Origin of the sequence: Allobosea sp. Root381 (assembly GCF_001429395.1) — a bacterium.
In the GTDB taxonomy this organism is placed as follows: Bacteria; Pseudomonadota; Alphaproteobacteria; order Rhizobiales; family Beijerinckiaceae; genus Allobosea.
The window spans coordinates 78,513-91,817 of the sequence record NZ_LMJT01000022.1 but is presented as its reverse complement, the minus strand read 5'-3'; the positions used below and the strand labels follow the sequence as shown (position 1 = coordinate 91,817).

The following is a 13,305-nucleotide window of genomic DNA, read 5'->3' as shown; positions in this document are numbered from 1 at the left end:
CCAGTGAAGCGCAGAAGAGGCGCCGCTCAGCGGCGGCGCCGTCTCGATGGGCGGTTTATAGGCGGCGCCTCCCCAGACTGTCAACGGCCTTTTTGAAGTTTTTTCGACAGAGCGTCGTTTTCTTCGCCGGCGACGTTTTTTGCAGGGGCATCGACATTGTTAACGTGCGCGCGCGTAGTGTGCGTATGAGGGCGCCCGTAAACAGCCGCATTCGCCGGTCACAGCGACCTGCGACGCCCATGCGGATTGATTCCGTCGGGCGGGACGGGCATGTTTTCGCCAGACGCCTTTCAGGCTGAAGGGTTCGTCGTCGGGGGCCTGCTCTCCAGTTTCATGTGCCATGGCTCGGTTCGTCCGGGTCAGGTGCCAGTTTTATCGCTCCGACAGCCGCCGGGCTTTCGCCCAGGATCGACGTCTCAGGATCACCAGACAGCTCACGATGAACGCCCACCCCGAGTTCAACATGCCGGCCGAGCCGCTTGCCCCCGAGGCAGCGGCACTTCTGGTCGATCTCGGGATCGAGCCGCCGATCCAGCCTGCGGGCGCGAGCCAGGCGCTCGACAGGCGGGGCGTTTCGCTGCGCTGGCTCGCCGCCTGCGCCCTGGTCGGCTCATGCGGCGCAGCGCTTCTCGGCGCAGCGATTCTGGTCGCAATGCGCGGCGACACCAGCTTTCCGGAGCGGCCCGAGGCGGTCGCTGCGCGCGCCTCCTCCGCGGCGGGCGACGGCGGCGGCGCACGCAAGGCCGACAAGCTGGTGGCCGATCAGCCTGTGATGGCTGCCCGCCATTCGGTGCGGGCGCCGATGTCGCAACGGATCGGCAATCGCGAAGTGATCCGCGTGCGCCCCTTCGTGCGGCTCGCTTCCAGCCTGTCGCAGACGACCGGCGTCTACGCCTCGGACATTCCGCCCTTCAATCCGCTGCGCCTTTTCGCCGAGGGCGGCCAGCCCAATGAGCGCTATGCCGAGCCGACGCTCGAGATGCCGGATGCGGATGTGACCATCGTCAAGCGCGAGCTGGCCGAGATCACGATCCCGCCCGGCAAGCCGCAGCTCGGCGATGCCGAGGTCGTCACGCAGATGGAGGAGGAGCGCGCCAATCTCGCCGCCTCTGGGCGCCAGCGCCCTCTGCCGATCCCGCCGCAGCTGATGCTGAGCCGGACGCTCGGCGGCACCGCGAGCCCTGGCGGCGATCTGCTTTCCTATGCTCCGGCGACCGACACCCGCTTTTCCGGCATCGAGGTCAGGGTCGTGCCGGAGAACGTGACCAACGCGCCGAAGACGCCGATGGCCGCCTCGCGCGAGCCGCTGGTCGAGGAAAAGCTCCTGCTCGGCAAGCGCGGCGAGAATTTCGAGCAGGTGATGCGCGGCGCCGGCGCCAACCCCGACCAGATCCGCGGTATGATAACCGCCTTCGGCGGCAGGGTGCGCACCGCCGCCCTGCCCGACGGTCAGGTCCTGCAGGCACTCTATGCCCCCGGCCTGAACCCGGGCGATGCTCGCCAGATCGTCCGGGTCTCGCTGCTGACGAACGGCCAGCCGGACGGAACGGTCGCCATCAACGACCGCGGCCAGTTCGTCTCGGTCACCTTGCCTCGGCAGGAGCCGGTCGGCCCGCAGCGGGCGCAGAAGCGGAACGATGACGACGAGGAAGACGGCGAAGAGGAGGGCGGCACCGGCGGCGCCCGCCTCTATGAGAGCCTCTACGAGACCGGCATGCGGCACGAGCTGCCGCGCCCGATGATCGACGAGCTCGTCCGCATCTTCTCCTACGATCTCGATTTCCAGCAGCGTGTACGCGGCGGCGACAACCTTGAAGTCATCTTCACCGAGGACGACGAGGGCGAGCGGGGCGAGATCCTCTCAGCCTCGCTCACCATCGGCGGCGAGACGCGCCGCGTCTTCCGCTACCAGGCGCCCGAGGACGGCCTGATCGAGTATTTCGACGAGGAAGGGAAGTCGCTGAAGAAGTTCCTGCTGCGCAAACCGATCGCCGATGGCGAGATGCGCTCGGGCTTCGGCATGCGCTACCATCCGATCATGCGCTACTCGAAGATGCATACCGGCGTGGACTGGGCCAACAAGACCGGAACGCCGATCCTTGCTGCCGGCAACGGCACCGTGCAAGAGGCCGGCTGGTCGTCCGGCTACGGCAAGCACACCGTGATCCAGCACGCCAACGGCTATGTCACGACCTATTCGCACCAGTCGAACTTCGCCAAGGGCATCGTGCCCGGCGCCAAGGTGCGGCAGGGTCAGGTCATCGGCTATCTCGGTTCGACCGGCCTCTCGACCGGTCCGCATCTGCATTACGAGGTCAAGGTCAACGGCAACTTCGTCAACCCGATGAAGATCCGCGTACCGCGCGGTCGCGAGCTGCAGGGACAGACGCTGGTCGAGTACAAGCGCCAGCGCGACGAGATCCAGGGCCTGATCGAACGCGCCGGGGGCACGGTCGCACAGCTGCGCTGAACGCATGGCGGCTGCCCATAAGGCGCCCTGACCTGCTGTGACAGCTTGACACCCAGCCTTTAACCGCACACCGGCAGAGGGTCATTCCCTCTGTCCCGTCAGTGCCATGGTCGCCGCCCTTCTCGTCGTCCTGCCCGTCTTCGGCCTGATCGCGCTCGGCTACCTCGCGCGCTGGACGAAGCTGCTACGCGAGACGACCGGCGAGGGGCTTTCGGATTTCGTCTTCGTCCTCGCCATTCCCTGCCTTCTGTTCCGGACGCTGGCCAGGGCCGACATCCCGCCGACCCAGCCCTGGGGTTACTGGATCTCCTATTTTACCGGCCTCGCCGTGATCTGGGCGCTCGCCATGCTGATCGCCAGCCGCTTCTTCTCGCGCAAGGGGCCGGAGCTCGTTGTCTCCGGCTTCGCCGCAGCGCAGTCCAACACGGTCTTCGTCGGCGTGCCGATGATCCTGAAGGCCTATGGCGATGCCGGCGCGGTGCCGCTCAGCCTGCTGCTGGCGATCCACCTGCCCGTCACCATGACAACCGCGACCCTCCTCGTCGAAGGCCGTTCTGCCTCGGTCACCATGCTGGTCAGGCGGCTCTTCGGCCATCCGATCATCATCGGCATCATTCTCGGCTCGCTCGCGCGCCCCGTCGTCGGCCAAATTCCCGCACAGTTATGGACCGTGATCGACCTGATCGCCGACGCGGCCGTCCCTTGCGCGTTGATCAGCCTCGGTATCAGCATGCGGCGCTATGGGCTCGCATCGGGCCTCGGCCTGCCGGCCACGCTCAGCTTCCTGAAGCTCGGCCTGCACCCGCTGATCGTCTATCTGCTCGCGACCCAGGTCTTCGACATGCCACCCCACTGGTCGGGGGTCGCCGTGCTCTTCGCCGCCTGCCCCTGCGGGATCAACGCCTATCTCTTCGCCGAGCGCTATCGCCAGGGCATCGCCGATGCGTCCAGCGCCATCACCCTTTCCACGCTGATCTCGCTGCTGACCACCGCCGCCTGGCTGAACTGGCTCGGCGTCGGCTGAGCATCGGCCCGAAACGTGGAATGCGGTTTTAGGCGAAGCCAAGCTTTTCCCGGATCGCCGCCGCGGTCACGCCTTGCGCCCTGAGATCGGCAAGGCTTTCCGACTGGCGGCTCTTCGCGAGCTTGCGGCCGGACTCGTCGATCAGCAGTTCGTGGAAGTGATAGAACGGCGTCGGCAGGCCGAGCAGGCGCTGCAGCAAGGCATGGATGTCGGTCGCGGCTTCGAGATCGCGGCCGCGTACCACGTGCGTGACGCCCTGCAGCGCATCGTCGACCACGACCGAGAGGTGATAGCTGGTCGGGATGTCCCGGCGCGCCAGCACGACATCGCCCCAGCGCGTCGGCCTCGCCTTCACCCGAAGGGCCTCTCCGGCCTCGTCGATCACGTCGTATCCGATACCGTCTCCTGCCGCGGCGATGGCTCGCGTCATGTCGAGGCGCAGTACATGCGCCTCGCCGGCAGGCTGGCGCGCCTGTGCCTCAGTTGGTTCGACGGCACGGCAGGTTCCCGTATAGAGCGGCGCGCCGTCGGGATCCGCCGGCCAGCTGCAGCCGCATGCGCCTTCCTGCGCAGCCACCGCCGCGCGGACCTGCTGCCGCGAGCAGAAGCAGGGGTAGATCAGCCCCTGTCCCTGGAGCACGCTCAGCGCCGCGCCGTAATCGGCAAAGTGCTCGGACTGTCGCCTCGGCTCCGGCTCGAAGACGATGCCTAGCCAGTCGAGGTCGGCGCGCATTGCCTGCTCCAGCACCGGCGTGCAGCGCTCGCGATCGATGTCTTCGATCCGCAGCAGCAAGCGCCCTTTCATCCGCGCGGCAAAGCGCTCATTGGTCAGCGCGGACAAGGCATGGCCGAGATGCAGCCGCCCGTTCGGACTCGGTGCGAAGCGGAAGACCGGCTGGCCGGACGGGAAGGACGACGACGCCATCATGCTTGTCTAAAATCTCGTCGCGGAGCCGCCAAGGGGCGGTCGGCAAGCAACGCCCCGATGCTGACACGCACCGGCAGCGGCATGATTCTATTGGACGCATGATGAACCGAATCACCTGCGACGCCGATCTCGAGGAAGGCATGGCCGTCCTGCGCGCGCTCCATCCGCATTGGGGCGCCGTCATCGACCGCACCGGCATCCCTCCGCTGCGCCGCCGCGAGGGTGGTTTTGCAGGCCTCGCCGCCATCATCGTCTCGCAGCAGCTCTCGGTCGCGAGTGCACGGGCGGTCTGGGCCCGGGTCGAGGCGGTGCTGTCCCCCCTGACGCCGGAGCGCATCCTCACTGCCACCGACGAGGAGATGCGGTTGTCGGGGCTCTCGCGCCCGAAGCAGCGCACCATGCGCGCCGTCGCGGCGGCGATCGCCGGCGGCGAGCTCGCTCTCGATGCGCTGGAAACCGCGACGCCCGAAGAGGTGCACGCCCGGATGACCGCGGTCTCAGGGATCGGCCCCTGGACCGCCGACATCTACCTGCTGTTCTGTCTCGGCCATCGCGACGGCTTCGCGGCGGGCGATCTCGCGGTCCAGGAGGCGGCGCGCGTCGTCTTCGGCCTGCCCGCACGGCCGAAACCGGCCGAGCTCGCTGCCATGGCGGAGGGTTGGCGGCCCTGGCGCGGCGTCGCCGCCCGCCTGCTTTGGGCCTACTACGCCGTGCTCAAATCGCGCGAAGGCCTCAACGCCTGAGCATCCGACCGAAAAGTCGGTGCTCAAACGAGATATCGGGCCGACAAGCAACCCGCTCTCAGCGCCCCAGCACCTTCAGCGCGGCATGCGCAGCGCTGCGCAGGAAGGCGCTGTCGCTCATCACCGTGACGAGCTTCGCGCCCATGTCGAGGAAGGCCTTCGCCCGCTCGGCGGACTGGGCGTAGATCGCGACCGGCTTTCCAGCCGCCGAGGCCCGCGCAATGATGTGGCGGATCGCCTGATCGACCTCGACCGAGTTCGGGGCGATCCCCTTGCCGCCGGTCAGCGCGATCGAGAGATCGGACGGGCCGACGAAGACCGCATCGATGCCCTCCAGCGCCAGGATATCGTCGAGGATCGCCATCGCCTCGCGCGTCTCGATCATCGCGAAGGAGAGCGAGAAGCGGTTCGCCTCGCGCAGATAGGCATTCGCGTCGAGCCCGGAGGCGCCGAGCCCGCCATAGCTGCCCCAGCTGCGCTCGCCCATCGGCGGGTATTTCGAATAGGCCGCGAAGGTGCGGGCATCCTCCATCGTGTTGATCATCGGCGCGATGACCCCGGAGACGCCGGCATCGAACAGCCGCGACACATTCTGGAACTCGCCGACCGCGATGCGCGCGATCGCCGGCTTGCCGGCGGCATTGACCAGCGGCACCGCCCTTATCACCTCGCCGAGCGTGATCGGCCCGTGCTGCATGTCGAGCGTGACCGCATCGAACCCCTCGCGCGCCAGCAGGCCGGCGATGCCGGGTTCGGGCAACCCGCACCAGGCCGAGACGATCTGGTCGCCCTTGGCGAGGCGATCGGCGAGGGAGGACAGGACGGTCGGTGTTGCCATGGCGCGTTTCATCCGTTGCAGGCCCGCTCTTGGCTGGTCAGGCGGGGCCCGCCACGTTGGACCGGCGCGGGGCGGAAATGCAAACGGGCGCCCATGCGCCCGTTTCAATCACGTCCTGCGTTTTTGCACGCCCTGCGTTCTCGTCCGCCGCGGCGGACAGGCCCGTCACCTCAGCGGCCGGCCTGGATGTCCTCGGCAGCCTTGATCAGCAGCTCCGTCATCACGCGGCGGATCTCGTCGTCGGCGATGGCAACGTTCGCCGCGGCGAAGTCGCCCTTGACCTTGCGCACGACATCATCGTCGCCGGCCTCCTCGAAATCCGCAATCACGACGGCCTTGGCATAGGCATCCGCCTCGGCACCGCTCTTGCCGAGCTTTTCGGCGGCCCAGAGACCGAGCAGCTTGTTGCGCCGTGCGGTTGCCTTGAAACGCAGCTCCTCGTCATGGGCGAACTTGTTCTCGAAGGCATCCTTGCGCTGATTGAAGTTCGTCATGCGGTTCAAATCCTCTCGGTGACAGCCTGGAAGGGCTCGGGGCACGTCGCTGCCACAATAGGCTGCCATATAGGATGGCGCGCAAGTCAGGACCAGCCCGGATGATGCCGCAGCGCGCCGCTGCGGCACAGGCTTCCCCCGGAAGCGCGGCGGTTTATTGCGTTTGCGCGGTGGAAGGGCCATATAGCGGGCGCAGGGAGGCCGAGCCGGTCGCTCTCGCATTGAGCCGGCCGGAAGCGTGGTCTAGGCTGGTTCCGATTCAGTCGGGACCGGCAAGGTTTGCGCGGTACCGGCCGATCTGGGGCCCCGATCCCGCCGCAGGGCAACCTGCGTCCAGAGAAAGGCCGACCTTTGGATTTCCTCAAGCCACGGTACATCCCAATGAATCGCCGCCGTCGCATCTACGAAGGCAAGGCGAAGGTCCTCTATGAGGGGCCGGAGCCCGGTACGCTGATCCAGCATTTCAAGGACGACGCGACCGCCTTCAACGCGAAAAAGCACGAAGTCATCGACGGCAAGGGCGTGCTCAACAACCGCATCTCCGAGCACATCTTCTCGAATCTGAACGACATCGGGGTGCCGACGCATTTCATCCGCCGGCTGAACATGCGCGAGCAGCTCATCCGCGAGGTCGAGATCATTCCGCTCGAGGTCGTGGTTCGCAACGTCGCCGCCGGCTCGCTCGCCACCCGCCTCGGGCTCGAGGAAGGCACGCAGCTGCCGCGCTCGATCATCGAGTTCTATTACAAGAACGACGCGCTCGGCGACCCGATGGTCTCCGAAGAGCACATCACCGCCTTCGGCTGGGCGACGCCCCAGGAGATCGACGACATCATGGCGCTCGCCATCCGCGTCAACGACTTCCTCTCCGGCCTCTTCCTCGGCGCAGGCATCCGCCTCGTCGACTTCAAGATGGAATGCGGCCGCCTCTGGGAAGGCGAGATGATGCGCATCGTCGTCGCCGACGAGATCAGCCCCGATTCCTGCCGCCTCTGGGACATCCGGTCGAAGGACAAGATGGACAAGGACCGCTTCCGCCGCGATCTGGGCGGCCTGATCGAGGCCTATACGGAGGTCGCGCGTCGCCTCGGCATCCTCGGCGAGAACGAGAAGGCAGGCCCGGCCGGTCCGCGGCTCGTTCAGTAAGCACTGACGCTGGTGCGGTGAGATCCGGCGGCAGGCCCTCGGTGAACTCTAAACGGGAGCGTCCGCGCTCCCGTTTTTATGTCGCGCCCCTGATCCTTGGCTGCGCGCTGCTGGTGACCTCATGCGCCGGCCATCTTCCCCAGTTCGGCCTCGGCTTCGCGGAGCTGCCGGCTTCTCAGGGGTGGGAACCCTTGCCGATCGGGACATGGGTGCTGAATGACGGCATCGAGGCACGGACCATGGTGTTCTGCCCGCGCGACAGCTGCCTGCGACAGGGTTTCGCCGCACTCATCGCCTTCGAGGGCAGGCGTGGCCGGGACATGGAGAAGGCGCTCTCCGAACAGCCAGGCGCGCTTGCCCGCTCCTTCGCCCGGCTCGCCTCCGAGGCGTCCGCTGAACGACGCAAGTCGACGAAGCCGGCAAAGCCCGTTCCGGACCGCAGCAGCACCGATTTCGCCCGCTTCGAGGCCGAGGGAGCCGGCGGCATCCTCGTCACCATCCGTTCGAAGGAGAGGCCGGCCCGGCAAGCCGTGACAGCGATCCTCTATCGGCGCGAAGGCGAGCGGCTCGTCGTCGCGCTCGCGGTCAGCGCCGACGCGGCTGCCGCCAAGGCCGATGCGACAGCCGCATGGCGGAGCCGCTGATTCACGTGAAACCGCGCGAAACGGTTGAGCCCGCCCCGATTCATCGGTAAGGCACCCGAACAGCGCTTGTCCGGAGAACACCATGAAAGCCCGCGTCACCGTCACCCTGAAGAACGGCGTGCTCGATCCGCAGGGCAAGGCGATCGAAGGCGCGTTGAAATCCCTCGGCATTGAGGGCGTCGACTCGGTCCGGCAGGGCAAGGTCTTCGACATCGAGCTCTCCGGCACCGACAAGGCCGCCGCTGAAGCCGCGCTGAAAGCGGCCTGCGACAAGCTGCTCGCCAACACCGTCATCGAGAATTACCGCGTCGAGATCGGCGCCTGAGCGAGCCCGATCGATCGGGGCCGAGCGCTCCCGTCACGATCGTCGATCGCCGCCGCAGCAAGCCGAGGAGCAACAGCCCGTGAAAGCCGCCGTCATCACCTTCCCAGGCTCCAATCGCGACGGCGACGTCACCAAGGCGCTGAAGCAGGCCGGCGCCAGCGTCGTTCCCGTCTGGCATGCCGATACCGAGCTGCCGGCCGGAACCGACCTCGTCGTACTGCCCGGCGGCTTCTCCTATGGCGACTACCTGCGCACCGGCGCGATCGCCGGCCGGGCTCATATCATGGACGCGACCCGCGCCCATGCCGCCCGCGGCGGCTACGTGCTGGGCATCTGCAACGGCTTCCAGATCGCCTGCGAGGCCGGGCTGCTGCCGGGCATCCTGGTGCGCAATGCCGATCTGAAATTCGTCTGCCGCCGCCAGCACCTGACGGTCGAGCGCAACGACACCCCCTTCACCGCAGCTTATGCGAAGGGGCAGGTCATCGATGTCTGCATCGCCCATGGCGAAGGCAACTACACCGCCGATCCGGAGACGCTTGCCCGCCTCGAAGGCGAGGGCCTCGTCGCCTTCCGCTATGCGGATGCCGAAGGGAATGTCACGGCCGAAGCCAACCCGAACGGTTCGCTGAACGGCATCGCCGGCATCTATTCGCCGGGCTTCAACGTCCTCGGCCTGATGCCGCATCCCGAGAACCTGATCGATTCGCTGGCCGGCGGCATCGACGGGCGCGGCCTGTTCGACAGCCTGCTCGGCGCCAGGAAGGCGGCCTGACGAGCAGGCCGCCTAACGCGCGGCCATCGCCCGCGCGAGCAGCTTTCCGGCGGTCGCCGCGTCGAGCGGCCCGACATGCTTTTCGAGGATATGCCCGTTCGGCCCGATGACGAAGGTCTCGGGCACGCCGTAGACGCCCCATTCGATCGCCCCGCGCCCGGCCCGGTCGACGCCGACGGCAGAGAACGGATTCCCGAGCGCGCCGAGAAAGCGGCGGGCGTTCTCGGCCTCGTCCTTGTAGTTGATCGCGACGAGCGCGACATTCCCCGCCTTCACAGCCGGAGCCTCCGCGAGCCCCATCAGGAACGGATGCTCGACGCGGCAGGGCGCGCACCAGCTGGCGAAGACGTTGACGATGGTGGCGCGCCCGGCGGCAAGATCGGCCATGCCGAAGCTCGGAACCGGCTTGCCGTCCCGCTGCAGGCCGTCGAGCGCAGTCAGCGTGATCGACGGCACCGGCCGGCCGATCAGGGCGGAGGGCACCTTGCTCTTGTCGCCCGAGAACAGGCCGATGGCGAAGACCACCGCAAGCGCTCCGAACAGGAGAAGCGGCGCCAGGAAAAGCAGTGGCGACCGGCGGCGCAGCTCCGCCTCCACCGGTCTGTCGATGTTGCCCTCGATCCGGCTCATGGGTTTTTCCGCTCCGAACGGCGCCCGGCGCCACGCTGCTCCAGCGCCTCCAGGGCCCGCCGCTGGGCCCTGTGATCGAGCAGGATCGCGAGCGCCAGCCCGCCGAGCACGACGATCACGGCGGCATAGGATGCGAGGATGAAGCCGCCATGCGGCCCGAGCGCACTCATGCCGGCGCTCCCTGCGCGGCTGCCAGCCGGTCGAGCCGCTCGGCCTCGAGGATCGTCAGCGTCCGCACGCGCCGGCGCATGATTTCGGCCCGCATCGCTGCGAGATGCATCGCCAGCGCGAGGCAGGTGAAACCTACGGCCAGGATGAGGAGCGGCCACAGCATCGAGGGGTGGATCGTCGGCCCACCCAGGCGCAGGACCGAGGCTGGCTGATGCAGCGTGTTCCACCAGTCGACCGAGAATTTGATGATCGGCACGTTGACGAATCCGACCAGGGTCAGGATCGCGACCGCGCGGCCGGCGCGGGACGGCTCGTCCAGCGCGCGCCACAGGGCCATGATGCCGAGATAGATCAGGAAGAGCACGAGCACCGAGGTCAGGCGCGCATCCCAGACCCAGTAGGTGCCCCACATCGGCTTGCCCCAGAAGGCACCGGTGAGGAGGCAGATCAGCGAAAAGGCGGCACCGATCGGCGCGGCCGCCTTCTGCGCGACATCCGCGAGCGGATGTCGCCAGACCAGCGTCCCCAGCGCCGAGAGCGCCATCATCGAATAGAACATCAGCGCCAGCCAGGCAGCCGGAACATGCACGAACATGATGCGGATGGTCTCGCCCTGCTGATAGTCGGCCGGCGCGACGAACCAAGCGAGATAGAAGCCGACAGCCAGCGACAACGCCGCCACGCCTGCAAGCCAGGGCAGCAGAACGGCCGCAAGGCGCATGAAGCGCGTCGGATTCGCGAGATCGATCAGGCCAGCCATGTCACCGCATCACGCTCGGGGCTGCCCCCACAGCTGCCGCCGCTGCATTTAGCAATGCCCGCCGCCGCCAGCAATGCGCTTGCAGGCCATGCGACATCGGCGACCGGCGAAATCAGCCGCCGCTCGGCGCATCATTCTCGTCATCCGACCCGACGACGCCGAAATCCTGCGAGCGGATGCCCTCGCCGGCTATGCTGAAGCCTTCCGCTGCAAGGCCGCGACGCAGCAGCTCACGCACGGCGGCGGCGCGGCTCGGCATCCGCTTGTCGAAGCGCCAGTTCTCGAGCGCCCGCAACTCGTTCTGGCTCAACATGATTTGAAGGCGCTCTGGCCGTTCCAGTTCCGCCATTGCCGGATCCGTTTGATGGAGTGGAGTGAGTAATAGACATCATATGAGCACTCCACCCAAAAACAATATCATGAGTTACGATTGTCTTTTGCTGAGGATCCCGCATCTCCGCCGGAAACGCCATTGACGCAGCCTACTAACTATCTGAAAATATTGATATTTTTTACGTATCGAGATTGCTCTTCACCGGCGAGTCGGCTAGATTGAGCGCGTATTGAGGGGAGGATTGCCATGCTCGTACGATTGCCGGACGAAATCCAACGCGAAGTCGAGACGGCGATACGTTCGAAATCGAGCGAAAGCCGCGTCCTCGACGTCTATGCGACAGCCGAAGAGATCCGCCGCAAATACGCCGTCTCCGAAATCCAGCTCGAGGACATCGTCGCGACGGTGGCACATCTCGGCAACCGAATTGGCTGCGCCGTCGAACTCGGCGAGCACCCGGCCGAGACCATGGGAGCGGAAGTCCGCTGAACGCGCAGCGGCGTTTGCCTATTCGCCCTGCCGCAAGGCTGCCGCGGCGGCCACCGTGCCGATAACGATCGCCGCCATGGACAAGGCGCACAGGATCAGGAACGGCGTTCTGAACGGGATCGTTCCGCCCAGCGCCGCATTTGCGGCTGAAACGCCGAAGATCAGCACCGGCACGGTCAGCGGCGCGACCAGAACGGGCAGGATCAGGCCGCCCCGTCGCAGGCCGGCTGTCAATGCGGCGCCTCCCGCCCCGATGAAGCTCAAGGCCGGCGTGCCCACCAGCAGCGTCGCCGTGACCGGCAGCATCGCCTCGCCCGGCAGCGCGACCAGGAGCCCGAGCAGAGGCGCCGCCAGCGCCAGCGGCAGGCCCGTCGTCAGCCAATGCGCCAACCCCTTCGCCAGCACGGCGAGCTCGAGCGGCAGCACCGATGAGCGGATCAGGTCGAGCGAGCCGTCCTCCTCGTCGCCCTGAAACAGCCGGTCGAGCCCGATCAGCATCGAGAGCAGCGCGCCCAGCCACAGGATAGCCGGCCCGATGCGCGACAGAAGGTTGAGATCGGGGCCGAGCGCGAAAGGCACCAGCACGACGATCGTCAGGAAGAAGACCAGCGCGAGCTCGCCACCGCCGCCGGCCCGCGAGGCGAGCGCGAGATCGCGCTTCAGGATGGCGAGGAAAGCGCGTGTCACGGCCCGATCCTCAGCTCGCGGGCGCCCTCCAGGCCGAGCGGCCCGTGGGTCGCGGCCAGAATCCCGCCGCCCTGCGCAAGATGATTCCGCATCAATCCGGTCAGCATCGTCTGCGCCGCGAGGTCGAGCGCCGACATCGGCTCGTCCAGCAGCCAGAACGGCCGCCGCGACACCAGAAGCCGCGCCAGCGCCACGCGCCGCCGCTGCCCAGCCGAGAGATAGCCGACGGGCAGCGCCGCGACATGAGGCAGCCCGACGGCCGCGAGCGCATCTTCCGGCGCGAGCGCCGCATCCCCGAGCAGGGCCTGCGCAAAGCTCAGGTTCTCCTGCGCGGTCAGCGCCGTCTTCAGCCCGTCACGATGGCCGACGACGTGGCTGAGCTCCGCGGCTGAAGCCTCTGGGGCGCCCTCGACACGAATCGTGCCGGCCTCGGGCCGCAGCCGTCCACACAGCATGGCGAGCAGGCTCGACTTGCCGGCGCCGTTGCGCCCGGTCAGCGCGATCGCCTCGCCATGGCCGAGATTCAGGCAGAGCCCCTCGAAGATCAGCCTGCCGCCACGGCGACAGGCGAGGTTTTCGGCCTGAAGGACGAGATGCGGGAAGAGAACGGGCGTCAAGGGCGAGGCGTCTTCCGGCATATCAGGGCAGAGCAAGGTTGCGCTTCGTTCATGTAGCGGGCTTCTTGGAATTGCTCTATAGAACCCGCGGCTACGCCGCACGCCGATCCGGCGCGGGGCTCGGGCACTCCCGGGGCGGCGCGCGCGTCATGCGCATTAGGCCTTCGATCCGGCGATCCCGCAAGGGCTCTGTCGGCTCGCGACCGCAACCCCTTGATCAGGATCAGCCC

At 67.3% G+C, this 13,305-nt stretch carries 17 protein-coding genes; 8 read left to right on the top strand and 9 right to left on the bottom strand.

Annotated features, from left to right (window positions below; all coding sequences use genetic code 11):
- Nucleotides 1–439 precede the first annotated feature (439 nt).
- Nucleotides 440–2,470 carry a M23 family metallopeptidase gene (locus ASE63_RS17255; RefSeq protein ID WP_056803877.1) on the top strand — a complete coding sequence of 677 codons (2,031 nt, stop codon included), beginning with the start codon at nucleotides 440–442 and terminating at the stop codon, nucleotides 2,468–2,470.
- A gap of 106 nt (nucleotides 2,471–2,576) precedes the next feature.
- Nucleotides 2,577–3,494, top strand: coding sequence for an AEC family transporter (locus tag ASE63_RS17250; RefSeq protein WP_056803874.1), 918 nt, complete (start codon nucleotides 2,577–2,579; stop codon nucleotides 3,492–3,494).
- 28 nt (nucleotides 3,495–3,522) lie between these two features.
- On the opposite strand, the gene gluQRS is transcribed toward ASE63_RS17250, so the two are convergent.
- Entirely contained in the window at nucleotides 3,523–4,419 is an 897-nt protein-coding gene (gene gluQRS / locus ASE63_RS17245) for a tRNA glutamyl-Q(34) synthetase GluQRS (RefSeq protein ID WP_056803898.1), read from the bottom strand.
- A gap of 104 nt (nucleotides 4,420–4,523) precedes the next feature.
- Here gluQRS and ASE63_RS17240 point away from each other — a divergent pair, with 104 nt between their 5' ends.
- A complete protein-coding gene (locus ASE63_RS17240) occupies nucleotides 4,524–5,165 on the top strand; it encodes a DNA-3-methyladenine glycosylase (protein ID WP_056803895.1) in 642 nt (213 codons plus the stop codon).
- A gap of 58 nt (nucleotides 5,166–5,223) precedes the next feature.
- Here ASE63_RS17240 and ASE63_RS17235 read toward each other — a convergent pair whose 3' ends face one another.
- A complete protein-coding gene (locus tag ASE63_RS17235; protein WP_056803870.1) occupies nucleotides 5,224–6,003 on the bottom strand; it encodes an aldolase/citrate lyase family protein in 780 nt (259 codons plus the stop codon).
- Between the two features lie 170 nt (nucleotides 6,004–6,173).
- Nucleotides 6,174–6,497 (bottom strand): DUF1476 domain-containing protein, encoded by a 324-nt coding sequence (locus ASE63_RS17230; RefSeq protein ID WP_056803866.1) that lies wholly within the window; start codon nucleotides 6,495–6,497, stop codon nucleotides 6,174–6,176.
- 351 nt (nucleotides 6,498–6,848) lie between these two features.
- Between ASE63_RS17230 and purC the strand changes: the two genes are divergently transcribed.
- From purC to purQ, 4 genes are all read left to right on the top strand, one after another.
- Nucleotides 6,849–7,643: a phosphoribosylaminoimidazolesuccinocarboxamide synthase gene (gene purC / locus ASE63_RS17225; protein ID WP_056803863.1), complete on the top strand. Its 795-nt coding sequence runs from the start codon at nucleotides 6,849–6,851 to the stop codon at nucleotides 7,641–7,643.
- Between the two features lie 41 nt (nucleotides 7,644–7,684).
- Entirely contained in the window at nucleotides 7,685–8,287 is a 603-nt protein-coding gene (locus ASE63_RS17220) for a hypothetical protein (RefSeq protein ID WP_156410429.1), read from the top strand.
- Between the two features lie 82 nt (nucleotides 8,288–8,369).
- Complete coding sequence (purS, locus tag ASE63_RS17215) at nucleotides 8,370–8,612, top strand: phosphoribosylformylglycinamidine synthase subunit PurS (protein WP_056803857.1); 243 nt, start codon at nucleotides 8,370–8,372, stop codon at nucleotides 8,610–8,612.
- Between the two features lie 79 nt (nucleotides 8,613–8,691).
- Nucleotides 8,692–9,387, top strand: a complete 696-nt coding sequence (gene purQ, locus ASE63_RS17210; RefSeq protein WP_056803854.1) for a phosphoribosylformylglycinamidine synthase subunit PurQ — start codon at nucleotides 8,692–8,694, stop codon at nucleotides 9,385–9,387.
- A 12-nt stretch (nucleotides 9,388–9,399) separates the two neighbouring features.
- Here the strand turns inward: purQ and ASE63_RS17205 are convergent, their stop codons facing one another.
- From ASE63_RS17205 to ASE63_RS17195, 4 genes are all read right to left on the bottom strand, one after another.
- Nucleotides 9,400–10,017, bottom strand: a complete 618-nt coding sequence (locus ASE63_RS17205; RefSeq protein ID WP_056803851.1) for a DsbE family thiol:disulfide interchange protein — start codon at nucleotides 10,015–10,017, stop codon at nucleotides 9,400–9,402.
- Nucleotides 10,014–10,187, bottom strand: a complete 174-nt coding sequence (ccmD, locus tag ASE63_RS26695; RefSeq protein ID WP_082610045.1) for a heme exporter protein CcmD — start codon at nucleotides 10,185–10,187, stop codon at nucleotides 10,014–10,016. Before ccmD ends, ASE63_RS17205 begins: the two co-directional genes overlap by 4 nt.
- Nucleotides 10,184–10,948, bottom strand: a complete 765-nt coding sequence (locus ASE63_RS17200; RefSeq protein WP_056803847.1) for a heme ABC transporter permease — start codon at nucleotides 10,946–10,948, stop codon at nucleotides 10,184–10,186. Before ASE63_RS17200 ends, ccmD begins: the two co-directional genes overlap by 4 nt.
- Before the next feature lie 112 nt (nucleotides 10,949–11,060).
- A complete protein-coding gene (locus ASE63_RS17195; RefSeq protein WP_056803844.1) occupies nucleotides 11,061–11,297 on the bottom strand; it encodes a hypothetical protein in 237 nt (78 codons plus the stop codon).
- 231 nt (nucleotides 11,298–11,528) lie between these two features.
- Here ASE63_RS17195 and ASE63_RS17190 point away from each other — a divergent pair, with 231 nt between their 5' ends.
- Nucleotides 11,529–11,771: a hypothetical protein gene (locus ASE63_RS17190; protein WP_156410428.1), complete on the top strand. Its 243-nt coding sequence runs from the start codon at nucleotides 11,529–11,531 to the stop codon at nucleotides 11,769–11,771.
- Nucleotides 11,772–11,789: 18 nt separating this feature from the next.
- Here the strand turns inward: ASE63_RS17190 and ccmB are convergent, their stop codons facing one another.
- Together ccmB and ccmA are read right to left on the bottom strand one after the other, a co-directional pair.
- On the bottom strand, nucleotides 11,790–12,458 hold the full coding sequence (gene ccmB, locus ASE63_RS17185) for a heme exporter protein CcmB (protein ID WP_056803836.1): 669 nt from the start codon (nucleotides 12,456–12,458) through the stop codon (nucleotides 11,790–11,792).
- Nucleotides 12,455–13,075 carry a heme ABC exporter ATP-binding protein CcmA gene (gene ccmA / locus ASE63_RS17180; protein ID WP_244491433.1) on the bottom strand — a complete coding sequence of 207 codons (621 nt, stop codon included), beginning with the start codon at nucleotides 13,073–13,075 and terminating at the stop codon, nucleotides 12,455–12,457. Before ccmA ends, ccmB begins: the two co-directional genes overlap by 4 nt.
- Nucleotides 13,076–13,305 lie beyond the last annotated feature (230 nt).